This is a genomic window from Tateyamaria pelophila (assembly GCF_019966495.1).
Lineage (GTDB): Bacteria > Pseudomonadota > Alphaproteobacteria > Rhodobacterales > Rhodobacteraceae > Tateyamaria > Tateyamaria pelophila.
Genome location: NZ_JAIMIA010000071.1, coordinates 1 through 23429, shown reverse-complemented (window position 1 = coordinate 23429; position 23429 = coordinate 1). Strand labels below are relative to the sequence as shown.

Annotated in this window: 23 protein-coding genes, 1 tRNA gene and 2 pseudogenes; 15 read left to right on the top strand and 11 right to left on the bottom strand. The window is 54.1% G+C overall.

The window, feature by feature from the left end:
- Positions 1 to 122: 122 nt before the first annotated feature.
- The 3 genes from LC354_RS18510 to LC354_RS18500 form a co-directional block, all read right to left on the bottom strand.
- Positions 123 to 815, bottom strand: coding sequence for a TspO/MBR family protein (locus tag LC354_RS18510; RefSeq protein WP_223426640.1), 693 nt, complete (start codon positions 813 to 815; stop codon positions 123 to 125).
- A 594-nt stretch (positions 816 to 1409) separates the two neighbouring features.
- On the bottom strand, positions 1410 to 2702 hold the full coding sequence (gene serS / locus LC354_RS18505) for a serine--tRNA ligase (RefSeq protein WP_223426638.1): 1293 nt from the start codon (positions 2700 to 2702) through the stop codon (positions 1410 to 1412).
- Between the two features lie 143 nt (positions 2703 to 2845).
- The gene (locus LC354_RS18500; RefSeq protein WP_223426636.1) at positions 2846 to 4252 is read right to left on the bottom strand and encodes a pentapeptide repeat-containing protein; all 1407 of its coding nucleotides are present in this window, start codon (positions 4250 to 4252) and stop codon (positions 2846 to 2848) included.
- Between the two features lie 198 nt (positions 4253 to 4450).
- Here LC354_RS18500 and yajC point away from each other — a divergent pair, with 198 nt between their 5' ends.
- The 10 genes from yajC (at position 4451) to LC354_RS18450 (ending at position 11359) form a co-directional block, all read left to right on the top strand.
- Positions 4451 to 4729, top strand: a complete 279-nt coding sequence (gene yajC / locus LC354_RS18495; protein ID WP_223426635.1) for a preprotein translocase subunit YajC — start codon at positions 4451 to 4453, stop codon at positions 4727 to 4729.
- Positions 4729 to 6390 (top strand): protein translocase subunit SecD, encoded by a 1662-nt coding sequence (secD, locus tag LC354_RS18490; RefSeq protein ID WP_223426633.1) that lies wholly within the window; start codon positions 4729 to 4731, stop codon positions 6388 to 6390. The genes yajC and secD overlap by 1 nt, the downstream gene beginning before the upstream one ends.
- A 2-nt stretch (positions 6391 to 6392) precedes the next feature.
- Positions 6393 to 7361, top strand: coding sequence for a protein translocase subunit SecF (gene secF, locus LC354_RS18485; RefSeq protein ID WP_223426631.1), 969 nt, complete (start codon positions 6393 to 6395; stop codon positions 7359 to 7361).
- Positions 7354 to 8106 carry a sulfite exporter TauE/SafE family protein gene (locus tag LC354_RS18480; RefSeq protein ID WP_223426628.1) on the top strand — a complete coding sequence of 251 codons (753 nt, stop codon included), beginning with the start codon at positions 7354 to 7356 and terminating at the stop codon, positions 8104 to 8106. The genes secF and LC354_RS18480 overlap by 8 nt, the downstream gene beginning before the upstream one ends.
- A gap of 10 nt (positions 8107 to 8116) precedes the next feature.
- Positions 8117 to 8470, top strand: coding sequence for an Mth938-like domain-containing protein (locus LC354_RS18475; RefSeq protein WP_223426626.1), 354 nt, complete (start codon positions 8117 to 8119; stop codon positions 8468 to 8470).
- 105 nt (positions 8471 to 8575) lie between these two features.
- The gene (gene ccmA, locus LC354_RS18470; protein WP_223426624.1) at positions 8576 to 9190 is read left to right on the top strand and encodes a heme ABC exporter ATP-binding protein CcmA; all 615 of its coding nucleotides are present in this window, start codon (positions 8576 to 8578) and stop codon (positions 9188 to 9190) included.
- Positions 9187 to 9843 carry a heme exporter protein CcmB gene (gene ccmB, locus LC354_RS18465; protein ID WP_223426623.1) on the top strand — a complete coding sequence of 219 codons (657 nt, stop codon included), beginning with the start codon at positions 9187 to 9189 and terminating at the stop codon, positions 9841 to 9843. The genes ccmA and ccmB overlap by 4 nt, the downstream gene beginning before the upstream one ends.
- Before the next feature lie 47 nt (positions 9844 to 9890).
- Entirely contained in the window at positions 9891 to 10649 is a 759-nt protein-coding gene (locus LC354_RS18460; protein WP_223426621.1) for a heme ABC transporter permease, read from the top strand.
- Positions 10642 to 10797 (top strand): heme exporter protein CcmD, encoded by a 156-nt coding sequence (gene ccmD / locus LC354_RS18455; RefSeq protein ID WP_223426618.1) that lies wholly within the window; start codon positions 10642 to 10644, stop codon positions 10795 to 10797. Before LC354_RS18460 ends, ccmD begins: the two co-directional genes overlap by 8 nt.
- On the top strand, positions 10790 to 11359 hold the full coding sequence (locus tag LC354_RS18450) for a DsbE family thiol:disulfide interchange protein (RefSeq protein ID WP_223426615.1): 570 nt from the start codon (positions 10790 to 10792) through the stop codon (positions 11357 to 11359). The genes ccmD and LC354_RS18450 overlap by 8 nt, the downstream gene beginning before the upstream one ends.
- 274 nt (positions 11360 to 11633) lie before the next feature.
- On the opposite strand, the gene LC354_RS18445 is transcribed toward LC354_RS18450, so the two are convergent.
- Positions 11634 to 12509, bottom strand: coding sequence for a hypothetical protein (locus tag LC354_RS18445; RefSeq protein WP_223426614.1), 876 nt, complete (start codon positions 12507 to 12509; stop codon positions 11634 to 11636).
- Positions 12510 to 12641: 132 nt separating this feature from the next.
- Between LC354_RS18445 and LC354_RS18440 the strand changes: the two genes are divergently transcribed.
- Positions 12642 to 12717: transfer RNA gene (locus LC354_RS18440), tRNA-Thr, on the top strand.
- Positions 12704 to 14350, top strand: a complete 1647-nt coding sequence (locus tag LC354_RS27905; protein WP_223426612.1) for a DUF6538 domain-containing protein — start codon at positions 12704 to 12706, stop codon at positions 14348 to 14350. Before LC354_RS18440 ends, LC354_RS27905 begins: the two co-directional genes overlap by 14 nt.
- Positions 14351 to 14629: 279 nt before the next feature.
- Here LC354_RS27905 and LC354_RS18430 read toward each other — a convergent pair whose 3' ends face one another.
- Both LC354_RS18430 and LC354_RS18425 read right to left on the bottom strand, forming a co-directional pair.
- On the bottom strand, positions 14630 to 15148 hold the full coding sequence (locus tag LC354_RS18430; RefSeq protein ID WP_223426611.1) for a YbjQ family protein: 519 nt from the start codon (positions 15146 to 15148) through the stop codon (positions 14630 to 14632).
- Positions 15149 to 15162: 14 nt separating this feature from the next.
- Positions 15163 to 15240: a helix-turn-helix domain-containing protein gene (locus LC354_RS18425; RefSeq protein ID WP_223426643.1), complete on the bottom strand. Its 78-nt coding sequence runs from the start codon at positions 15238 to 15240 to the stop codon at positions 15163 to 15165.
- A 31-nt stretch (positions 15241 to 15271) separates the two neighbouring features.
- Here LC354_RS18425 and LC354_RS18420 point away from each other — a divergent pair.
- Both LC354_RS18420 and LC354_RS18415 read left to right on the top strand, forming a co-directional pair.
- Positions 15272 to 15538: pseudogene (locus LC354_RS18420) on the top strand (integrase core domain-containing protein); the annotation flags it as partial.
- 66 nt (positions 15539 to 15604) lie between these two features.
- Positions 15605 to 17233, top strand: coding sequence for an acetate--CoA ligase family protein (locus LC354_RS18415; protein WP_223426609.1), 1629 nt, complete (start codon positions 15605 to 15607; stop codon positions 17231 to 17233).
- Between the two features lie 2 nt (positions 17234 to 17235).
- Here the strand turns inward: LC354_RS18415 and LC354_RS18410 are convergent.
- Together LC354_RS18410 and LC354_RS18405 are read right to left on the bottom strand one after the other, a co-directional pair.
- A pseudogene (locus LC354_RS18410) lies at positions 17236 to 17367 on the bottom strand (IS3 family transposase); the annotation flags it as partial.
- A gap of 91 nt (positions 17368 to 17458) precedes the next feature.
- The gene (locus LC354_RS18405) at positions 17459 to 18094 is read right to left on the bottom strand and encodes a recombinase family protein (RefSeq protein ID WP_223426608.1); all 636 of its coding nucleotides are present in this window, start codon (positions 18092 to 18094) and stop codon (positions 17459 to 17461) included.
- A gap of 697 nt (positions 18095 to 18791) precedes the next feature.
- Here LC354_RS18405 and LC354_RS18400 point away from each other — a divergent pair.
- Positions 18792 to 19469, top strand: a complete 678-nt coding sequence (locus tag LC354_RS18400; RefSeq protein WP_223426606.1) for a hypothetical protein — start codon at positions 18792 to 18794, stop codon at positions 19467 to 19469.
- A gap of 91 nt (positions 19470 to 19560) precedes the next feature.
- Here LC354_RS18400 and LC354_RS18395 read toward each other — a convergent pair whose 3' ends face one another.
- The 3 genes from LC354_RS18395 to LC354_RS18385 all read right to left on the bottom strand — a co-directional run bounded on the left by LC354_RS18395 (position 19561) and on the right by LC354_RS18385 (position 23213).
- Positions 19561 to 20370 carry a hypothetical protein gene (locus LC354_RS18395; protein WP_223426605.1) on the bottom strand — a complete coding sequence of 270 codons (810 nt, stop codon included), beginning with the start codon at positions 20368 to 20370 and terminating at the stop codon, positions 19561 to 19563.
- A gap of 375 nt (positions 20371 to 20745) precedes the next feature.
- On the bottom strand, positions 20746 to 21759 hold the full coding sequence (locus LC354_RS18390; RefSeq protein WP_223426602.1) for an HNH endonuclease: 1014 nt from the start codon (positions 21757 to 21759) through the stop codon (positions 20746 to 20748).
- A 527-nt stretch (positions 21760 to 22286) separates the two neighbouring features.
- A complete protein-coding gene (locus LC354_RS18385; RefSeq protein WP_223426642.1) occupies positions 22287 to 23213 on the bottom strand; it encodes a primase-helicase family protein in 927 nt (308 codons plus the stop codon).
- Positions 23214 to 23429 lie beyond the last annotated feature (216 nt).

Sequence of the window (23429 nt, the reverse complement as noted above, 5' to 3'; positions counted from 1 at the left end):
TCCTCCCGCCCGTTGTTTGAACGAAACTGAATCACAAAACTATGCAATCAAACAAGAATTAATGGGTGTGCTGCCTAGGTGTCAGAGCGGATTTTGTTCCAAAATCCGAGCCGGAAAATGCGTCATTTTCCGGTGCTCGACTTGAGTGTAATCCATGCCATTGCTGCCGCACCTGCAAGCGCGGCACCACCTATTCCGATCAAGGCAAAATCATTCTGGACCGCGATCGCCACAAGAGCCCAGATCACGGCGCACCCGTAGGTCGGCGCATTTTGAAGGCGCGATTGTACGGCAAAAGCCAATGATATGGCTGCTGCAATCATGATCCAGGCCGCTGTCGTTCCACTTGTCCATCCATAACCAGCCAACAGCAGACCGAGGGCAACGAAGCTCGCTGCGCTCAGCCATCCGGTGTAAAGCCCAATCGGCCAAGAGGCTGCCCAATGGTCCTGTGACGGGCTGCGCCACAGCGCCCACAAAGCTGTCACCAACATCGCCCAGATCAGGATCGTCGCCCAAATCGGGCTGAGCACGGCAACGGGCAACCAGATGGCTCCCACGGCCATGGACAGCGCGAGCGGAAGACGCATTGCGGCCCATGCTGGATCCTGTCTTCGTTTCCAGACGCCAAACACGCTTCCCGCAATCAACCAGGCGTAGATCACGCCCCAGATCGCGAAGGCATAGCCTGCCGGTTGGACCGGTGGGTTATCCTGGGGGATCGGAAATTGGTCTGCGTCAAATCCGCCAAAATCAGGCACCCAAAACGGGGATATGCCAAAGGCAATCGTCAGGATCAGAACAAGCACAGGCATGATTTGTTACCGTCTATTTTTTTTGTGAAGATGCGCTTGCAAGATAAGATACTGTATTTTTATGTATTTCAAGGAGTTGGAGTCGTCATGACACACATAGCCGCCATCTGAATCTCCATTGTGAAAAACATGGAGCCGACACAGCCCGCTCCTGAACATATCATCCGGTGCAAGTGAAACACGGAACAGGCGGACAGATGTGAAACCTTGAAACTGTGGAAGGGAATGCGGAACGCCGATCAATCGGATTATTGATCGACGAATGGCGGGGCGGTCTTTCGTTCCAAACGCTAGTATTTGCGGGTGCCATATGGGTTTTTGCGATGCCGACACTGTCTCTGAACAATGCCTTTCCGTGGGTTCTTTGGGCGCTGCTTGCAGGCCAAGTTCGCTTGCAGACATGGTCGGGGACTATTGGTTTGCGCAGCATCGACGACAAGGCGGTGCATGACACTGGCAGTATGGGCCGCGGCACGCACCTCAAGAGCGGACATGCGTTTGTTCCGTGCGAAAATCGCGCGACCGTCTTGCCGATCACGTTGAGGAGCGCTGGCGGCGGCTGATTAGGTCATCAGTGCGAGGGTCGTGCAATGATCACCCGAGCGATCCGTCCGCGTAAAGCGTTGTTTTACCGCCCAAATAGGGGGTCAGAACGCTGGGCAAGGTGACGGAGCCATCCGCGTTCTGGCCGTTTTCCAGCACCGCGATCAGGCAGCGGCCCACGGCGAGGCCGGAGCCGTTCAGCGTGTGCACGAATTGCGGTTTGCCACCGTCGGCGGGCTTGAACCGGGCGTTCATGCGGCGGGCCTGAAAGTCGCCGGTGGTGGAGACGGAGCTGATCTCGCGGTAGGTATTCTGGCCGGGCAACCACGCTTCGATGTCATAGGTGCGGCGCGCGCCAAAGCCCATGTCGCCCGTACACAGGATGACGGTTCTATAAGGGATTTCAAGGGCTTCCAGCAGGCTTTCAGCGCAGCGGAGCATACGCTTTTGTTCGGCGTCGCTGTCGTCGGGATGGGTGATGGAGACCATCTCGACCTTTTCGAACTGGTGCTGGCGGAGCATGCCGGAGGTGTCGCGGCCGGCACTGCCCGCCTCGGAGCGGAAGCAGAGCGAGTGGGCGGTGAGCCGGATGGGCAGGGCGCTGGCGTCCAGAATATCGCCCGCGACGGTGTAGGTCAGGGGCACTTCGGAGGTGGGAATCAGCCACATGCCCTCTTCGGTGCGGTAGCTGTCTTCGCCAAATTTGGGAAGCTTATCAGTACCATACATGGCATCATCGCGGACCATGACGGGGGTGTTGACCTCGGTCAGGCCGTTTTGATCCACATGAGTGTTGATCATGTATTGCGCCAGCGCGCGGTGGATGCGGGCGACGGCGCCTTTGAGCATCACGAAGCGGCTGCCGGAGGTTTTGGCGGCGGTTTCGAAGTCCATGTTGGGCGCGACGGCCTTGATTTCAAAGTGCTCTTTGGGCGTGAAATCAAAGCTGCGGGGGGTGCCCCAGCGGGTGACTTCGACGTTGTCGTCTTCGTCCGCGCCGTCCGGAACATCGTCTGCGGGCAGGTTGGGGATGTAGGCGAGCGCGTCCAAAAGCTGGGTGTCGAGGGCCTTGGCGTCCTCTTGCATGGAGGCGATTTCCGCTTTCTTTTCAGCGACTAAGGCGCGCAGACGTTCGAACTCTGCCTCGTCGCCACGGCCCTTGGCGGCACCGACTTCCTTGCTGGCCTTGTTCTGTTCGGCCTGTGCAGTTTCGGCCGCGAGGATCTTGGCGCGGCGGGCCTCGTCGAGGGCCAGAAGGTCGGACGACACCGGCGCGTCCCCACGGCGCGCGAGGGCGGCGTCGAAGGCTGCGGGGTTTTCGCGGATGGCGCGTATGTCGTGCATGGGTTCGTCCTCGGACCTGAAATATGCGCGGAGATATGCCCGATTGCGGCGCCGGGGAAAAGGGGGTGATTGGGGGTGCACAGCGCGTACACCGGGCGTGCACCACCTGTGCACCGGCATCGTGAAGGTGGGGTAAGGTTTGGTTAGCTTTCGTCCTTGGGGATATCCTTGTCCCAACCGTCGGGCAGGGTGGCTTGCCATGCGCGCCATTCGGTTCTGAAGTCTTCCCAATCCAGATCTTTCTTTGGCCAATGCGCTGGCCAGGCCTTGTGATCCCAGTCGATGCCGTTTGGGAGCGTCACCGAGGTATCGCCAAAGATATCATCAAGAAAATCCATGATCTGTGGTACAGATGTAAAATCAACCTCTCCGACCAGCGCACCTTGGAGAGTAGCGTTGGTCAGAGAGGTTGACGCGTCAAACTCCGCCGCGACAAGGTCCGCCCCCTGCAACTCCGCCGCGACAAGGTACGCCCCCTGCAACTGCGCCCCGCCAAGGTGCGCCCCCTGCAACTGCGCCCCGCCAAGGTCCGCCCCCTGCAACTGCGCCTCGCCAAGGTTCGCCCCCTGCAACTGCGCCCCGCCAAGGTGCGCCCCCTGCAACTTCGCCTCGACAAGGTCCACCCCCTGCAACTGCGCCCCGCGAAGGTCCGCCCCCTGCAACTGCGCCCCGCGAAGGTCCGCCCCCTGCAACTGCGCCGCGGACAAAAGCGCGTTTTGGAAATCCAACCCGCTCAAGTCTGCCTTTTGCAGATTTGCGCCGCGCAGGTCGATTTCGCCCTGTTCTAATGGCGCTTTTTCGAGCGTGCTCAATCGCCCAAGCGTTTGTGCGGCCTTTTCCATGTCGGACCGCAGCTTGGGCAATTTTCTAGCCCATTCGCGAAACTCCTCTGGCGACACATCGCTGGGCGGTTTTTTCGCAGGCACCTCTGCGCTGAGTTCGCGGACGTAAACCGAGAGCAGGCGGGCGATGCGGGGCACGTCGTCGCGGTTTTCCTCGGCCAGCCCTTCGAGCCGGTCGATGGCGGCAGCGCGTTGTACGATGTCGTCTTGCCATATGTGCTCGTAGCCGTCCTTGCGCTTCCATTTGGTGACTTGCCTGCGCGCATACAGCCCTTGGGTTGCGGCGTTGATCTTTTCATTGAAGAGCGAGTCCTTGGCCGTTTTGGTTTGCTCTTGGGTCAGGCGTAACCGGATCACGGTAAAGGGCAGGGCGATGACGGCGGCCAGCACCGTGGTCAGACCCGCGAGACGCAGAACGTAGAAAAGGTATTCCGTTCGCAGTTCCGCCGAGCTCTTGGTCTCGTCAAAGGGCAAGGCGACGGTGCCAGCGATCAACATGAGCAGACCGCCAAAGAGCAGGAGCGCGATTGCGCCGTAGAGCGCAAAACCCACGGCGACGAGGCCGGGGTGCACCTGAGACAGGCCAAGTTTTTCCAGCAGGGCCTTGGACCGCGCCGTTTCCATTAGTGTCGCGCCGAGCAGCCCGAACAGGGGGATGCCAATGGCGACGGCGATAAACGCCACGATCGTTACAAATGTGTCCTGCATGGTCTCCGGTCCGCACTCCAGCCACCACCCTGACGCGAAAGGGTGTCTGGTCAAGGAACTTTTGCGCCTGCGGCTCATTCCGCTGCGCTTTCGTGTCCTTTGCACCTTGCGCACGTCCAGCGCCGCCCATAGGTTCTGCCAAACTCTGCGAGGGCGGTTTCAGGCCCTTCAATTCCGCGCAAGAACAAGGACACGATCATGGAAGCCTTTGCCCAGTTTATCCCCCTCATTCTGATCTTTGCGATCATGTATTTCCTGCTGATCCGTCCTCAGCAGAAAAAGGTCAAAGAGCATGCGGCCATGGTGGGCGCGCTGCGCCGGGGCGATCAGGTGGTCACCCAGGGCGGATTGATCGGCAAGGTCGTCAAGGTCAAGGAAGACAATGAGATCGAGGTCGAGTTGTCCGAGGGTGTGAAGGTGCGTGTTGTGCAATCCACCATTGCCCAGGTTCTGAGCAAGACCGAGCCCGCGAAGTAATGCTTCAGTTCGATGCGTGGAAACGGGTCCTGATCTGGGCCACCGTCGCTGCCGGGTTGATGTTGGCGCTGCCGAACGGGTTTTACACCCGGGTTGAGCAGCACAATGACGCTGTGGCGGCGATTGAATTGGGGGCGGATACCCCCGAGAATCAGGCCCTTGCCGCGCAGTGGCCGTCGTGGATGCCGTCGGCGCTGGTCAACCTTGGCCTCGATCTGCGGGGCGGGGCGCATTTGCTGGCCGAAGTGCAGGTGGCGGATGTCTATGCCAGCCGGATGCAATCGGCCTGGCCCGAGATCCGTGATGCGTTGCGGCCCGAGCGGGCCACCGTGGGCACCATTCGCTTGCAGCCGTCGCCCCCCGATGAGTTGCGTATTCGCATTGGCGAGATTGACGGGATGCCCCGTGCCTTGCAGGTCGTGCGTGCGCTGGCCCGTCCGGTGCAGACCCTGACCGGGGTCGGCGCGAATGATATCGACGTCACGTCGGATGGCGATGTGATCATCGTGACCCTGAGCGAGGCGGAACGTCTGGCCAGTGATCAGCGCACGGTGCAGCAATCGCTGGAAATTGTCCGCCGCCGGATCGATGAGGTCGGCACCCGTGAGCCGACCATTCAGCGGCAGGGCGCGCAGCGGATCCTGATCCAGGTGCCCGGCATCGGATCGGCGGCCGAGTTGAAAGAGATCATCGGCACCACGGCGCAACTGACGTTCAACCCTGTTGTCAGCCGCACGTCGGATGCAACGCAGGCGCCCGGTGTGGGCAACAGGTTGGTGCCGTCGCTGGACGAGCCGGGGCTGTTCTACGTGATCGAATCCGCCCCTGTGGTGACGGGAGAGGATCTGGTGGATGCCCAGCCGTCCTTTGATCAGAACGGCTCTCCGGCGGTGTCCTTCCGGTTCAACACATCCGCGGCACGGTCATTTGGCGACTATACGGCCGAGAATATCGGTTCGCCCTTTGCGATCGTGCTGGATGACGAGGTGGTGAGCGCGCCGGTGATCCAGTCCCATATTCCGGGCGGGTCGGGTATCATCACGGGGCGGTTCAGCGTTGAGGAGTCGACCAACCTGGCGGTGCTTTTGCGGGCGGGGGCCTTGCCGGCCGAGTTGGTCTTTCTCGAAGAGCGGACCATTGGCCCGGAACTGGGACAGGACAGCATCGATGCCGGCAAGATCGCCACCATGGTGGCCTTTGCGGCGGTGCTGGTCTTCATGTTCCTGAGCTATGGCCTGTTTGGCATTTTTGCGAATATCGCGCTGATCGTCAACGTTGCGATGATCTTTGGCCTGCTCAGTCTGGTGGGGGCCACGCTGACGCTGCCGGGGATTGCGGGGATTGTTCTGACTGTCGGAATGGCGGTGGATGCCAATGTGCTGGTGTTCGAACGGATCCGCGAAGAGCTGAAATCTGCCAGAGGACCGGCGCGGGCGATCGAGTTGGGCTATGAAAAGGCGTTGAGCGCCATTATCGACGCCAACATCACGACGTTCATCACGGCGGTGATCCTCTTTGCCATGGGCTCCGGCCCGGTGCGCGGCTTTGCGATCACGCTGGGGCTGGGCATCATAACATCGGTCTTCACAGCGATCTATGTGACGCGACTTATGGTGGTGATGTGGTTTGAACGCCGCCGCCCCAAGACAATCGAGGTGTGAAGATGCGCTTGAAGCTGGTCAAACAGGACACGACCTTCGATTTCTTCAGCCGTTGGAAGCTTTGGCTGGGGATTTCGGCGGTCATGGTGGTTGTGGGCTTTGCCTCGTTCGCCCTTCAGGGGCTGAACTTCGGGATTGATTTCCGGGGCGGGACGACCATCCGGACCGAAAGCACGCAGCCGGTGGATATCGGGATCTACCGTGACGCGATCACGCCGCTGCAATTGGGGGATATCACGATCACGGAGGTGTTCGATCCGACCTTTGATGCGGACCAGAACGTGGCGATGATCCGCATTCAGGCGCAGGACGGTCAGGAGGCGGTGACGCCTGAGACCATTCGCGACGTGGAGGCGGCGCTGGTTGCAGCGGTGCCGGACATCCAGTTCGTTTCGGTCGAATCCGTGGGGCCCAAAGTGTCGGGCGAGTTGATCCAGACGGCGGCCCTTGCGGTGGTTTTGGCCATCGGGGCTGTTCTGATCTATATCTGGCTGCGGTTCGAGTGGCAGTTTGCTCTGGGCGCCGTGGCCGCCCTCGTGCATGACGTGATCCTGACCATCGGTATCTTTTCCGAGCTTCAGATCAAGTTCGATCTGGCCATTATCGCGGCCTTGCTGACGATCGTGGGCTACAGTTTGAACGACACCGTGGTTGTGTTTGACCGGGTTCGGGAAAACCTGCGCAAGTACAAGAAGAAACCGCTGGCCGAAGTTCTGAACATCTCGATCAACGAAACGCTGAGCCGGACCGTCATGACCTCTGTCACGACCCTGCTGGCGCTGATTTCGCTCTATGTGCTGGGCGGTGACGTGATCCGGGGCTTTGTCTTTGCGATGATCTGGGGCGTGATCGTCGGGACCTATTCGTCGGTCTTCGTGGCGTCCACCATTCTGCTTTGGCTCGGTGTAAAACGGAACTGGGACAAGCCGGACAACACCGCTGGCAATCAATACGCCAACATAGATGCCTGACATCCTCCTCACAGCCCTGGCGTTGCCGGGGCTGTGGTGGTTGTGCATTGTCTCTTTTGTTGCCGGGCTTGTGCGAGGTTTTTCCGGATTTGGGTCGGGGCTGATCCTGTTGCCGGCCACCGTCGCGGCCTTGGGTCCGGTGGCCGGGATCACGGTCATGACCGTTGCTGATCTGTCTGGTCCGCTGCCGATTTTGCGGCGCGCGATCCAGCAGGTGCATTGGCCTGATTTGGCGCGGCTTTTGGGCGCGACCGCCGTTGTTTTGCCGGTTGGTGTCTGGCTTTTGCTGCTGATCGATCCGTTTGTTTTTCGCTATGTTCTGTGTGCTGTTGCCCTGACGACGCTTGCTTGTCTGATTTCGGGGGTACGCTTCAAGGGGAAGCTGACGCCGCCTTTGGTTTTGACAACCGGCGGGCTTGCCGGGTTTCTGGGCGGGGTTGTGGGCGTGCCGGGACCGCCGATCATCACCCTCTATCTTGCCAGCACATTGCCCGTGGCCGTCATTCGCTCGACGATCCTGCTGTATCTGTTTTTCTATGATCTCTTGCTGATCGGGATATATGCGGCAAATGGTAGGCTGCTGATCGATGCGCTGTGGATTGGTGTTGTGTTGGCGCTGCCAAATATTGCGGGCAACATGATAGGTGCTGCGATTTTTCGCCCGTCCCTTGAGGCTTTCTATCGGGCGGTGGCCTATGTACTGATTGCGTTTTCTGCCCTTTCCGCGCTGCCGCTTTGGGATTAGGTATTGAGATATGAGACTAAATGAGATCACTTTTACAGATGCCAAGCCTGTCGAGGGCTATGGCCCCGGTTTTTTCCGCATTGGCGGTGAGGTCATCATGGGGGCGGCGCTGACCGGCCCGACCGGGACGAAAGCCTGGGGGGGTTATGATGACACCGCGCCCCTGCTGGAACTGGCGGGTCATGTGGATGTGTTGTTCATGGGCACGGGCACGGAGATCGCGCATATTCCGGCACCGTTGCGTAACACGTTGGAAGAGGCCGGGATTGCCGTGGACGTCATGGCTTCCGCCCCTGCGGCGCGCACCTATAATGTGCTGTTGAGCGAAGGGCGGCGCATTGCCCTGGCCATGTTGCCGGTGTGAGAGCGGGGAGGGGGCTGTCTGCCCCCGATGATGCGCATTCCCCCGAGGAATTTTTGGAACGCAGATGGGTGTTTCGTCCCATGCCAATGGGTTAGGTCTGTGGTCATGGATGTGACGGTGACGGATTTGACGGTGGCGCGTGGTGGCCTGGCGATTCTGGCGGGAGTGAATTTCACCCTGTCGCCGGGGGCGGCCCTTGTGCTGCGCGGGCCCAACGGGTCGGGCAAAACGACGCTGTTGCGCACGGTGGCCGGCTTGCAGCCCCTGATGGCGGGCGAGATTTCCGGCGCTGAGGATCGCATTGCCTATGCCGCCCATGCGGACGGGTTGAAGGCGGCGCTGAGCGTGACGGAGAACCTTGGATTTTGGGCATCCGTCTTTGCCGGTCCTTCGATTGATGCGGCTTTGGACGCGTTCGATTTGCGTGCGCTGGCGTCGCGCCGGGCGGGGCATTTGTCAGCCGGTCAAAAGCGTCGTTTGGGACTGGCCCGGTTGATGGTGACGGGGCGCCCGGTCTGGGTTCTGGATGAGCCGACCGTGTCACTGGATGCGGCCTCGGTTGCGATGTTTGCCACGGCCGTGCGCGCGCATCTCGCGGCGGGCGGCATGGCGCTGATTGCCACCCATATCGACCTTGGGCTTGAGGCCGACGTTCTGGATGTGACGCCGTTCCGGGCGCTGGCCATGGATGTACAGGGCGCGGATGAGGCATTTTTATGAGAGCCCTTTTGCTTCGGGATTTGCAATTGGCGCTGCGGGCAGGGGGCGGCTTTGGCCTTGGCCTTGCCTTTTTCCTGATCGTTGTCGTGCTCGTCCCGTTCAGCGTGGGGCCTGCGGCGGCCTTGCTGGCGCGGATCGCGCCGGGGGTCTTGTGGCTGGGGGCCTTGCTGGCCTGTCTGTTGTCCCTCGATCGTCTGCTGGCGGTGGATTGGGAAGACGGGGCGCTGGATCTGCTGGCCACCTCGCCTCTGCCGCTGGAAGGGGTCGTGGCGATCAAGGCGGTGGCACACTGGATCACGACGGGTCTGCCGCTGGTGCTGGTGGCACCGGTGCTGGGCGTGTTGCTGAACCTGCCTGTCGCGGGCTATGGGCCGCTGGTGGTCAGCCTCGCGCTGGGGACACCGGCGCTGTCGATGATCGGTGCCTTTGGCGCGGCTTTGACGGTGGGGATCAAGCGGGGCGGTCTGTTGCTCTCCTTGCTGGTGCTGCCGCTTTATGTCCCGACCCTGATTTTTGGCGCAGAGGCCGCGCGGCGGGGCGCGGAGGGGCTTGAAACCGGGACGCCGCTGCTGCTGCTGGCGGGAATCACGGGCTGTGTTCTGGCCCTGATGCCTTTTGCCGCGGCGGCTGTGCTGCGTGTGAACCTGCGATAACATTATTTTGGATTGAGAACGGCGCGTTGAGCGCTTAGATACGCATTATGTCACTTTGGGAATATGCCAATCCGGTCAAGTTCTTGCGCCTCAGCGAGCGGGTATTGCCGTGGCTGTGGGGCGGGGCCGCGATTTGTCTCGTCGTCGGGCTGGTCTGGGGGTTTTTCTTCACCCCGGATGATTTCCGGCAAGGGTCCACCGTCAAGATCATCTATCTGCATGTGCCGTCCGCGTTGATGGCAATCAATGCGTGGTTCATGATGCTGGTGGCGTCGTTGATCTGGATCATCCGGCGTCACCATGTGTCGGCGCTGGCGGCCCGGGCAGCGGCGCCTGTGGGCATCGTCATGACGCTGATCGCGCTGGTGACCGGCGCGATCTGGGGCCAGCCGATGTGGGGGACCTGGTGGGCGTGGGATCCGCGGCTGACGTCGTTCCTGATCCTGTTTCTGTTCTACCTGGGCTATGTCGCCTTGTGGGAGGCCATCGAGGACCCTGACAGTGCGGCGGACCTGACCGCGATCCTGTGCCTTGTGGGCACGGTTTTCGCGGTGTTGAGCCGCTATGCGGTCAACTTCTGGAATCAGGGGTTGCATCAGGGCGCGTCGCTGAGCCTCGACAAGGAAGAGAACGTGGCGGACGTGTTCTACTTTCCCTTGCTGGTCTGTATCGCCGGATTTGTCTTCTTGTTTCTGGCCCTGGTCCTCTATCGGACCGGCACCGAAATCCGGGTGCGCCGGACGCGCGCGCTGATTGCGCGGGAGACGCGTACAACCGATTTGCACGCGGAGGCGCGGGATGCCTGATCTGGGGAAATACGCGGACGCGGTTTTGTCGGCCTACGCGGCATCGCTGGTGCTGTTGGTCGGCATCGTGGCGCTGAGCCTGTGGCGTGGACGCCGGGTGCGGGCCGAGATGCAGGACGTCGAGCGGCGGAGCAAGCGGGATGGCTAGAATACCGCCGCTGATGCTGGTGCCAGTGTTGATCTTTGCAAGCTTTGTTGCCTTTGCGGCCATCGGCATGTTTCGTGACAATCCGAACGAGTTACCCTCGACCCGGCTGGGCGGGCCGGCACCTGCGCTGACCGAACAGACGCTGGCGGATTTTCCAGGTGTCACGGAGGGTGATCTGGCACGGGGCGAGGTAACGCTGGTGAATTTCTGGGCCAGCTGGTGTCCACCGTGCCGGGCCGAGCATCCCAGATTGCTTGAGATGGCCGCAGGCGGCATGCCGATCATCGGGGTGAATTTTCGCGACACCGCAGATGCCGCAACCGGGTATCTGGAAGATGACGGCAATCCCTTTGTCGCGGTCGCCTTTGATCCCGAGGGGCGGTCGGCCATTGACTGGGGCGTAACTGCCCCGCCAGAGACGTTCATTCTGGACAGCGACGGCACGGTGCTGTTTCGATTTATCGGGCCGCTGGTCGGGTCCGATTATGAAAACCGGTTTCTGCCTGCACTCAATACGGCGTTGGCAGGTGCAGATACTGAGGCTGACGCACAAACAAACTGAGGTTGTCCAACGCCACGGTCGAAGGCCGGATGCGCGCGGGACGGGCATGTTTGGTGGTTGTCAGTGACCGTCAGCGCACCACTCTTGTGGATCGATGTCATTCATTTCAGCCGTGATGATCAATCTGTAAATGAAGGCTGCCCTGTCGTCGCCGCTTTCGGAGTCTGCGAAAAGCCAGCCTTTTTTCGGCCCAGATGCACCTGCTGATGCGGATATTGACGGGGCTTGACGCTAAGGCAACCGACAACAAGGCGATCTCAGCCGCGACCCATGCTCACGGCGTTATGAACGTCACGCCCGGAATATGGGCGACTTCGGCCATGTCTTCGTCGTAGATCTCTGTCATCGTGTCGATGATCTCGTCGGTCCACCCAGGGGCATTCAGGTCTTCTTCGATCGCGTCCTCGATCACGAATTGGCCCAGAAATTCCGAAATGACACGCCGCTTTTGGATTTCCGTCATCGTGGGATGAATTTTCAGGTAGGCTCGAAATTGTTGCATACCTTCGGCCGACATGATGTCCGACAACAGGTCGAATCCGCCGATGATTTTCTCTCCATGCTCAAGGCCTGCCATTTCGCGTATGATCTGAGCCCACAAAAGCGGCATGTCCTCGAAACACCACGTGGTCACGGTGATCTGCGGCGCAGCATCCCGGATGGCATGCAATGTATCCGACCAACGGATTTCATACGGACTCGCACCGCGCAGGAAGGCGTTCATGTCCTGTTGCGGTGCGGCTGTGAACAAAGCAGGCAAAAAGGTGGCCGGGTTGCGCAGTGCCAGGAACAGTTCAATCTCGTCGTTTGGAAACAGGCTGGCAAGTTGCGCCATGCGGTGCGGCGCGGCTTCGTAGATCAATCCATCGCGAACGCAGGCCCTCGGTGCGCCAAACAGGAACAAGTGCGACAAAATCATCCGATCCGCGGATTCGTCATCGAGGATCATGTCGAGCAATACATCCCGCGCATCCGGGGCAGGGGTGTGATCCTGCATTGCAGCGAGTGTTTCGCGCAGAATGGTGCGATACTTGCTTGGTCCAGGAACAGCGACACCACGCCGCGAAAAGTCCTCTTTGTTACGCAACAAGCAACGGACAAGCCGCTCTTCTTCGGTGAAATGTGCGCCTGCATGAAGTACCAGTTGCATATTTGAGGTGTGCTCCGCAGGTGTTTTTGTATCTTGGCCACATATAGAGGAATTTCGTTGGATAAAACCACCACGCTCTGTGTAAAAATGGCCTTGCGCGTCGATGATTCAAGCATTAGGAAGCCGCGCAGTGCCCCTATAGCTCAGCTGGTAGAGCAACTGATTTGTAATCAGTAGGTCCGCGGTTCGAGTCCGTGTGGGGGCACCATTTATCACTAAAATCCCCTATTATATTGACTTTCCGTGTCATTTTAGCTGATTTGGTACTGAATGATGGTACTAAATTGGTACATGATATGCGGCAGGTCAGACAGAAGAACGGTATGAAACGGTCGGCGACTGGATTCTATTCCTTTCGCAAACAAGTGCCTGAGAAGCTTCGTAGCCTGTGGGGCAAACGTGAAGTAAAGGTTGCGCTAGAGACCAAAGATGAGGCCACCGCTCTCAAGAGGTGCGCACTGCTGTTGGCAGAGTTCAATGCCACAAAGATGACGCTGACAAAGATTCTCGAAGGTAGCAAAGACTTAGCGCCTCAAGACATTCGCAACATTGCTGATAGTCGAGTACGTAACTGGGGTATCCATCCAGATCAGGCTCCAGTCTTGAAGGCTGGGTACACGGATGAAGAATATGCTGCCTTTAAGGACGCAGAGACATTGTATTTTGAAATCAGAGACACCTATTACGATATAGCTGCCGAACAACAAATTGACGAAGTTCAACGAGAGAAAGACTATAATAGCGGCAAATGGGGCGAAGCTGACTATGTGACACCCTACAAGAAACTCAAGGCTTCGACAGTAGAAGGTGCTATTCAGGGTATCGTTTCAGGCACTATAGCGACCACTACAACGCCGACCTTAAAGGATGCAATGCTGTCTTATCTTGAGGCCTATGCTGAAAAGAATATCGGTGGTAACGCCCGAACTATTCAATCTCAAACGACTAACACCAAGCGTGTGCTTTCACAGTTTGCTGCGTTTATTGAGGGTGGCCGTACTTCAAAAGGCTTTGAACGCCTTGTTACAAGCATCACAGTTGAAGAGGCTACAGGCTTTAGGCGCTTCTTGCGGGAACAGCACCTAAATTCAGCCACTGGTGATAGTAATCTTCGTTACCCAAGTGCGGTTTTTTCTCATATCATTGACAAGGGGCAAGGCCTTTATATTGGCAATCATCTCATGCGTAATCCATTCGCCAAATTGCGTAACAAGAGGCGTGAGGAACAGCTATCGAAGAAGAAGTGGCCTTTGAACCCAGACGAATTTAGTAGGTACGAGGCAGCAGCCCAAGAGGCTGAGGATCATATCAGACTGCTCATATTGTTCTTATTATACACAGGTTGCAGAATAAGTGATGCATACGGGTTAGAGGCTCGCGATATAAATCTTACCGAAAACATCCCAACAATGTACCTTAGACATAACGGTATCAGGAGGCTTGATAAGGAGGGCATACAAGCGAATATTCCTTTGGTTGGGCCGCTTTTAGATGCCCTCAGGAGCTATGAAATGCCTAGCAACCCTAACGATCCAATTTTCCCTGAGTTTGCAAATATTACTTCTGGACGTGACCGAGCATCTGCTGAGGCAAATAAGGTACGAAAGCAAGCTGGAATTTTGAGAGATGGTGTGACAGCGCATAGTGCTCGCCATACGTGGCAAGACAGACTTGATGCCGCTAGAGTTCCTATTGCTGAAAGAGACTACCTTATTGCCCACAAGACAAAGCAGAGTAGTGTCATAGCTCAAGCGTATGGTTCAGCCTACCCAGCCAAAAATATGCTGGAAAACCAATTGGCCGCTCTTGCCTGTAAAGACTGGGGTGACTTCCGCACCTAATTTATGCGACTTGCGGACATGGCAAAGGGCCATAACAGGAAACCGCCTGCCCGAAGTCATTCAGGGGGTTGAGTTCAAGGACGGGATCAAGCAATTTCAAAACGCCGCCTGATGAAGCTCGTCACCAACTTTTGGGCATATCTCAACAGTTCACGGCTAGCCCGGAAGTAGCGAGACGTTTTCATTTTTTTATTTAGTAGCGCACTCAGCCTACCAGACCAAAGCGAATCCGTTTGCCAGTGATTTCTGGGGTCCCACATTTTTAGTTGTGAAGGCTTGTCAGTCTTCGATAATCACAGCCGTTCCAGATGCAACCAACATCACCATGCTACCTGAGGAACCGAGATCAACATAATCAAGATCGACTCCCACTACAGCATTAGCTCCGACAAGATGAGCCTCGGCTTTCAACTCGTAGAGTGCTGTTCGACGTGCATCACGCATGGTCTGTTGAACTGCCTTGGACCTGCCACCAACAATATCCCTGACACCTGCAAAAAGGTCTTTGAATATATTCATGCCAAAAGCGCATTCAGCCGTGACGATCTCAATCCGCTTGGTGATATTGAGGTTAGGTGCTGTCTCTGTTGTGAGAAGAATGGCGTTAATCCTGTTAGTTCTCTCTAAAGCCTCAGCCTTGGAACGCCTTTCCTGTTCCTCTTTCTTCAAACGGTTAAGTTCTACAGCATTCTGAGCATCTTCGGTCTCTTTGATAGCGTTCTCAGCAGTACACTTGTCGCAATAATTTCCTGTGCTTAGGAAGCCAAGCTTTTCCTTACATCGCGCACAATTCGCCATTGAGCATTCATCCCTCATTCGAGTGTTTGTAACGACTTATAAACTGTAGCTCGACCTATGCCCAGTTCCTTCGCAATGGCTGTAGCGCCCATACCAGCCTGTTTCTTAGAATTGAAGTCAGCACAGCTGAACCCACCAAAGTCGCCGCAAACTAATGGCACGGTCGAACGGTTCAACGGACGCATCGAGGATGTTTTGCAAGGGCACAACTTAAAATCAGGCGAAGACCTCGAGCAGACCCTTGTGCGTTACGTCTGGCTCTACAACCAACAGCTACCACAATCAGTTCTTGGCAGCAGGACGCCCTTGCAAGCCTTGAAAGATTGGCACAAAATCAAACCCGAGTTTTTTAAGAAAAACCCAAACCAGCTTCGGGGACGTGACAGATAGAACGCCAGACTATACAGGCATCTGAAAATCACTTAACGCAACAAATGTCTCTGAGGAGCGAGATTGATGAAGATCGAAATACAGAAGATTAATGGCTACGCTTATGGCGCGATTCAGTCTTCGCTTGTTATGCGTTTTAGTAATGCTTCATCAGAATCAGACACCATCTCTAAAACATTAAAAAAACTGCAAGAAAGCTTACCTGTCTTTCAAGATGGCAACAGGTTCTCAACTGACGGCTTGGTAGTAAATTTAAACGCAGCCTCAGCACTCTATGTTACGGTCATTGATATCTTAAACCACCACTGTGGGGACCAAAGGTTTACGCCTATCAAGGTATTTGAGGATGGTGACTCGTTGTGCTTTGCTCTTCCGACCTTATCCCCAGCCATGAGTGTATTTAATATCAATGCTGTTCAGCTCCTCCTATCGAAGCTCCGGAAAGGTTTGAAGTATGAGAATATCATCGAATTTGAAGAAGACCTGAAGAAACAGGCGCGCGGTTTTCTTTCAGCAGGTACGAACGCAGGCAACTTTATCGCGGCTGCAGCGGAACGCAAAATTCCATTCAAGGTATTCAATCAAAGATACATTATCTTTGGATACGGAAGTGGCTCAAGTATCTTCAGCGGCTCGATTACAGATCAGGAAAGTTCGATTGGTGTTTCCCTAGCAAAGAGCAAATTAGACACTAACCGCTTATTGAAGATGTCGGGTTTTCCTGTTGCGCAACAGGCGCGTGTGCGTGCTGCTGAAGATGCAGTGCGATTTGCCGAAAGAGTTGGGTACCCGGTCGTTCTCAAGCCTGAATCCGAAGAACAAGGTCGGGGAGTGTTTGCAAACATTATTGATGAAGATGAACTGAAGGAGTGCTTTTCTGAACTCTCGGAGTCTTCATATGGATCTATTCTTATTGAACAGCATGTCCCCGGTGATGTGTATCGAATAAACACAATTGACGGCGAGGTGGTTCGTGTTGTTAAACGAGTTGCAGCGCAATTGCTTGGAGATGGTCAGTCAACTGTCAAAGAATTACTAGATGGGTTTAACAATGAACCTTTGAGGCTGAATCCGAACTCCTCGATGATGGCTCTTAAGATTGACGATGATGTCGTTCGAACACTTACTAAGCAATCTGTGGGGATGAGTTCTGTCCCCAAAAAAGGTGAAAGCATTTATCTTACCTCAATATCCAGTGTAAGTCGTGGCGGACATTCTCTGGATTTTATCAGCGAGTTTCACCCTGATAATCGCGTGCTTTGTGAGAAAATTAGTAATATCATGCGACTCAATATAACTGGCATCGACATTTTAGCTATAGACGCGTCACAATCATGGCGTGACGGAAACTTCTGGATTTGTGAAGTGAACTCACAGCCACAACTCGGGGTTTCTCATATGCAGATTTACGGGGATGTTCTCGGGCGAAAAATAAAAAATAGGCCTAATGTCAGTCTTTTCATATCGATTGATAATGCTGATGTTACGCCATTATTCGATACTCGCTGCAACAACATAACAGCAGCGGTGCCATATGCATCGATATTGCGTGATGGCTGCCCAGTACAATATTTTGATAGTCTTGAGATTTCCGAAGATATTCCCGAAGATATCCGGCGAAAGTTAGAGTCTATGCTTGTGAGCGTTGAGCCAGATTTGAACTTCGTCCCTAGAACCGGACAGTTTAGTTATTGACCCTAGGCGGCCATTTTCCAAGTCATATTGTTGAAGGCCTGTTGAGGCGTTTGATATCCGACCCCGGAGTTGCGTCGCTGGCGGTTGTAGAAGACCTCGATGCACTCGAAGATTGCAGCCTTGGCCTGGCATCGTCAACAGTCTTAAGTCTGCCTTTGTAGGCACCTCTCGCCTTAGCCTTGGCGATATTGGTCATGTATGCTGAGGGCCAATCATAGCTTCAACTTAATTCAACCACCTAGACAATGCCTCCTGAGCCGCTACCGGGTCTGCTTTGATCCGCAGTACAGCCTGACGTGACAGACCTGCTAACCTTGCAATCTCAGATGTGCCTGAGCCTTGGGACAACAAATCAGTGACGAGTGATAAGGTTTCCTGACTGTAGCTGGGCTTCCTTCCAAGATACTTTCGCTCATCCCCTTTGGCAGCAGATATACCAGCCTTCTGAGCTTCTTTAGTTGCCTCTGCTTGGGCTTGGGCAGTTGCAGCCATAAATGCTATCAGTGCGTCTCTTACAGCTTCCTGCATAGGGTCGGTTGTCGCGCCATCGAATGTCATGTTGTTGATTACGGTTCGGATGATAATCCCTTTGCGCATCATAAGCCGAATTGTATCTGTCACATCCTGATAGTTCCGTCCAAGTCGATCTACCCACCTTACAACAAGCGTGTCACCTGACCTTAGAAGATCAAAGAGCCTCTTACCTTCAGGCCGTTCTGATAGCTTGGTGCTGACTCCAGATACGCCATCATCTGAGACGACTTGGTCAATCTTGAAACCCGCCGCTTCCGCTTGAGTCTTTTGGTGTGAGATTGTTTGGTCTGATGTCGATACTCTGGCATAAAGGATTGTCTGGGTCATGATGGTCTCCTGAGGTGTCCGTTAAGGTGCTGTCCTCAAGATATACTGTCCGTTGATGATTCGACACCCCTACGGACACCTCTTCTTAACTATTTTAATGTGACCGCTGAGGCATACGCTAACGGACACATTGAGGGAACTATTTACGGAATCACTGGAGGTATGCGGAAACAGTGAGAAGAAAGTGCTCAGCCCCCAATCGCAAGGCCATAGAAGTCCGATTTCTACCCCTCTAGGCCATTACGCCACCACAGAACGTGTCTACACTGCCTTCGCTTTTGAGTAAGAATAACAGCGATATTAGTGGCCTTCTTCAGGTACTGGGATAGGGTATGGCCTAACCAGCTTACACACGCAAAATTGCGCATCTAAACCACCAGCACCCCCCCCGCAGTGGGAATTAAGGGGGTAGTGGAAATTAGGTGTCCAATGATACAGCGAACGGCAGAGGCACAACACTGAGTGAGTCTCTCAAAGTCGACAGATTCAGAGATCGTCATCCCCATTATTATTGCCTTCTCCGACATTGGTGGTTCCTACGCCTTGCGACTTGCTGCTGGAATTTACTTTCGGGCCAATGGCGATTAATTATTGGGTCCTGAGCATAGTCTACCGCTAGGCATCATCCGCTGGCCATGGCCATTTAACACCTATACTGTAATTATCTATTCGCGATCGCCACTCAGAGAAAAATCCAATGGTCTATCCAAAGGGGAAATTTGCCGTCGTATCCCTAACATCTAGTGGGGTCCAAGTTGCAACGTTTGCGACAAAGGGAGACGCCAGAGACTACTTGTCCGGTTCCGAAGTCAAGTCACATGCAATCAGGTTTTTTCCTGAACCATCGGTAACAAATTCCGAAGCTATTAGCTATATTTCCTGCTGGAAAAACAAAGACCAATCCACGATTAACTCGCTTCTTCTGGAAAATCCAACTGATGATGCAATCGAAGAGGCAACTACTTTCCTAGAAGCGCAAAAACGGGCTGAAACGATCCGGATTTCAGAAATAAAGAAGAAAAGAGAAAGTTATTATCGGGAACGGGAGCAACGAAAAAAACGAGAGCGTGAAGTTGCAGTGGCCCATAATGCAACTATTGAAAAGCGTCGTGAAGACGCCCTACATGCACGACGCCAACAACTTATCGCAGAGTATCCCGAGCGAATGGAGGAGTATAAGCGGGCCAAGCGAAGATACAGTAAAGCTCCAGCATTTCGCGACCATCTAATTGACGCCTTCGTATACAGAGCGTTGGCTTGGATCCCGTTATTCGGCTGGGTTTTTCGAGATGACGATGGATCTGCCGCTTCTACAGTAGCCAAGTTCGATGCTGACTATATTTTTTTATCTGATGAAGACACCCACGGCAATTAAAGGGATCCGTAACGACCCTTTCGGACTGCTTCCACCGTTAAATGTGGAGTGCACCAAGGTTAGCTTTTCTGCTTGTCATAGGTTTCTGGTTTTATAGCTCTAAATCCGGAAAAAAATGACCCATGAGGCCTATAAACGTGGCTATCAAAATAACAATCCAAGCCCATAACTTGAAATTTTCTAGGAGGAAATCTCTTCTCTTTTTACGCAAGTAATTTTGCTCATACCGCTTATGTTCAGCTTCCCATTTAAGCATCCTTCGTTGAGGTTTTTGCTGCTCGTCCCACTCTGGTTCTTTAATGTTCCGAGGCCATGCGGGTGAAAAGAATAACCAAACGGCTTCTTCAATTAACGTTTCCTTACTGGGCATTTTCGGAGGTTCAGTTCCAGTCGCTTCAGCGATGACTTTTTCCCTTTCATGTCCTGATTTGATAATGCGATATTGCTCATCACTAATCTGAGACTCTATCTCTAATGTTGTTCGCACTCGACTTTCCTTCTCCGAATACAAACCTGAGTTTATATCAAAAACTGTCTTTCGATCTTTTGAATGTGTCAATATTTCCCCCAGAAAATCGCGCGCGCGCGCAACTGGTGGATATGAACTGGGGGCGTCTACGTCGGAGGAAGTTTTTGCGATTGTAAAATTTCCAATACTTAAGCCATCTTTTAATTTTGAACTAAAAACGTCAAAAGCTACGCCCGCCACAGGCTTCCTCTCACGTAACGAATAGATTGAGGCATCAATGACATCTACACGGAGAACAGCCGAGAAGATTTGGCCGAGCTGTTGAGAGCGAAAAACTACCCGGATGCAAAATGGGTCGTCCTGTATATCGTCGCTGTCGGAACTGTATGTAATCTCACCATACTCCCAAAGTTTTATTGGCTCAGCCGACATCCTCCAATATAACACCGACCAGTTAATGCTGCCAACGTTGACGGCAGAAAGTCCAAAGTAAAGCTGTTATCTCGGATTGATATCACTGATATTTTACACACCACAAGCCATCAACCCCAATCGAGAAGCAACAGAAGCCCTTTTTTTCGACCCCTCTAGTGTTCTGCACCTGACGCAAGATACCTGTGTGAATGCGGGCATGAGGTTATGAAGAAAGTAATGCGAGTGAAAACGTCAGATGACGACTGTCAGCCCGAAGCGGACCCACAGAACTTGGCGCAAAACTGGGATAGCTGACCTTCGGGATGTCGATGCTATGCAAATGAATGACGTCGCAAAAAGACACAGAAATGGTGTCGAAAAAGGATTTAGCCATTATGATTTCAACAGCGATTTAAGCTGTTCAATTTCTAGCCACGGTCGCTTTGAGTGGATCATTCGGTGGCAGTTTGCACAAACCAAAGCGAGTTCTGAAAGCTTGGTCTTTCGACCGGGTTCCATTGTTGAAACAGGCACTGTGTGGTGACACTCAATAAATCCGGAGCCGCGTGCCCCATAAGTCTCAACAAAGTCGAAGCTACAAGCCTCACAATACAACCTTCCATGCCTTTTCATGAATTGCTTTTTCTTTTCGTTGGTAATCTTGCGAGAGCGTTCACGGTATCTGTGTAGCCTAGTTACCAAAGCACCTTCTGCGGCATCTACAATTTCCGGCTCCCACGCCTCAGCTACGATGGTTTTTGCAGTGTCTTCATGCTCAATTTCCAGAAGAGCAGCACGTATTAATTTGGCAGCAGTAACGATTTCGCTGTCTGATAGGTTCCAAACCTCTTGTTCGATGGCTCGAGGCTTTCGACCAAGCCCCTTACCCTTATATTCTGGGTCATACTTCCGAAGCTCCATTAGCTTCATGTAAACCCCATTGGGGTTGCGAAAGGTTTCATCCCCATGCAAGCCAAGGCTCTCAGCGACAGCACGTATCTCATCTGAAAGTGCGATCAGGCGATTGTCAGTCTTTCCGGGTATTGAGGGTGTATACTTTTTGTAGAACTCAACGGATAGAATAAGTTCGTCTCTTGTCCAGTTTGGATTCTGATTTGACTGCTTGCCTTTTTCCACAATTCTGAAACCAAGGGCTTCCAAGACCCTAGTCGCCGCAGACTTTCCACCACTGAATTTGGCTCTATCAAGAGGACCAAGCTCCGGTTTCGCAAAGGAATGCGCTACACCAACAATCGCCTTAGAGTCATAAAGAGAACCATCATGTTCCAACAGGTAGGTCTTTGATTTCCCAAAACCATACTTGGCTAGGAATGCCTCTGAGCCGATTTCCTCATGTTCTTTGATTGCTGCGAGCACGTTCTCGTAGGTGATATCTGAAAGGGACATAATGGGAAGCTAGGATGCTCGGCTCAAACACACAATAAAATTCTCCTCATTTTGCAAGGATCTTGCGTTAGGTGCATAACACTAGGCCATTAGGCTACTACCCCTACCAAAATCAGAGTCACGCCCTAAAACGGCCTTCTAGCGCACTCAGAGCGCGATCTAGCACCATGGGAATGCCCCCCCACATGGGACACCTACAGCGTAGTTGGATTATTCAGTTGCACTCGGAGAACGGTTGGGCAGTCTGGTGTTTTAATGCCTGTAGAGCAGGACCACTTGTGTGGCGCAGTCACAACTACTTGGTGAGTAGTGCTTGTGTGTAATTCCTAGGTTGGCAGTATATAATAGAATGGTTGTAGGGTCATACGGGTCACACAGAGCGGTTTGAGCCATATAAATAAGTGTGTAAGGCATTTTGTAGGGTCATACATAAACTCATACAAGGGTCATACGCCTCATACCGATTTACCTAACTATCCAAGTGAGAAGGGCCACCAACAGCAAAGCCAGCAGCCCTATAGTGGGAATTACGGAGATTTGTATTCTACTAAGCGAGTAGGCCCTGTCCCCACAGGTGCCTTAGTCCAGACCTTCCGCCCCTTCATCTGGGCTGACCTGAAATTGAACTCTTTGGTCATGATGCCTATTAACACAGACTGAGGGACTGAGGATGCACCCACCACCTGAGCCAAGGACAGAGCCTCATTCATGTCCAAACCGCTTAGCCACGCTTTTAGCTCATCTTGTGCATCTGCCGTATCCAAATCAACCAAGTCCATGAAGCCTTCGGAAGCTGGTGCAGTACCAAACCAAGCAGGAGGCGTCATATCAGCAATGACTTTCAACCAGCACAGCAAGTCCCTAATCTGCCTCTGATCCCCATTTTTTCCCAATGGCATTGCCTCGCGAACCAACCTATTCCCTTCTGCGTGAAAAGCCTGATTAGTCTGTTTTGATGCCTCCTCACCTTGATCATAATTCCGGTAACACGGCACCCACCAGCGGCGTTCAGTCTCAGCTGATTTGAATGGCATATGGTGATTGGAAAAGACGATAGTGTTATGAGTTGCTCGTGTGGAAAATGACTGCTCACCCTTGCGCTCAACGGTTACATGGTCCTCGGAAACAATGGGTTTAAATCTCTCCATTGCCTTACCTGACTTTGACCAACACTCATCGACGACCAGCAATCTTGTCAGAGCCTTCTCACCAGCAAATTGACCAGTAATTCCTTCAAGGTCATTTACGACACTCACACTACCCGAACCCATAAGGGCTTTTGCCATGTGCTGAAACGTACCTTTGCCAATGCCATGCGATCCACGGATAATTGGTGCCCATCGGATACGATCCAGTGGCCTGTGAACGCAACAAGCAAACCACCGAGTGAATACGTCATGCTCGGCCCTCCAATCCTCAGACGCGACAGGAGAGTTATCATCCCCGAATAACATCCTTAGCATGACCCTCCAAATTAGTGGTCGTGTATGGAGTGCAAAACCCTCAGCAACTTCCTCTGTAGATAGGCCAGCGGCTACGTTTGCATTAAGGTCAGCTTGTGCTTCTGGCTTGGAGTTAGCCCAACTCGCAATGCAGGGGAATCGCGTTTGGAACTGAAGGCGTGAACGGTCACTCTTGCCTGTGAGGGCGAGATGGATTCTGAAGTGGGG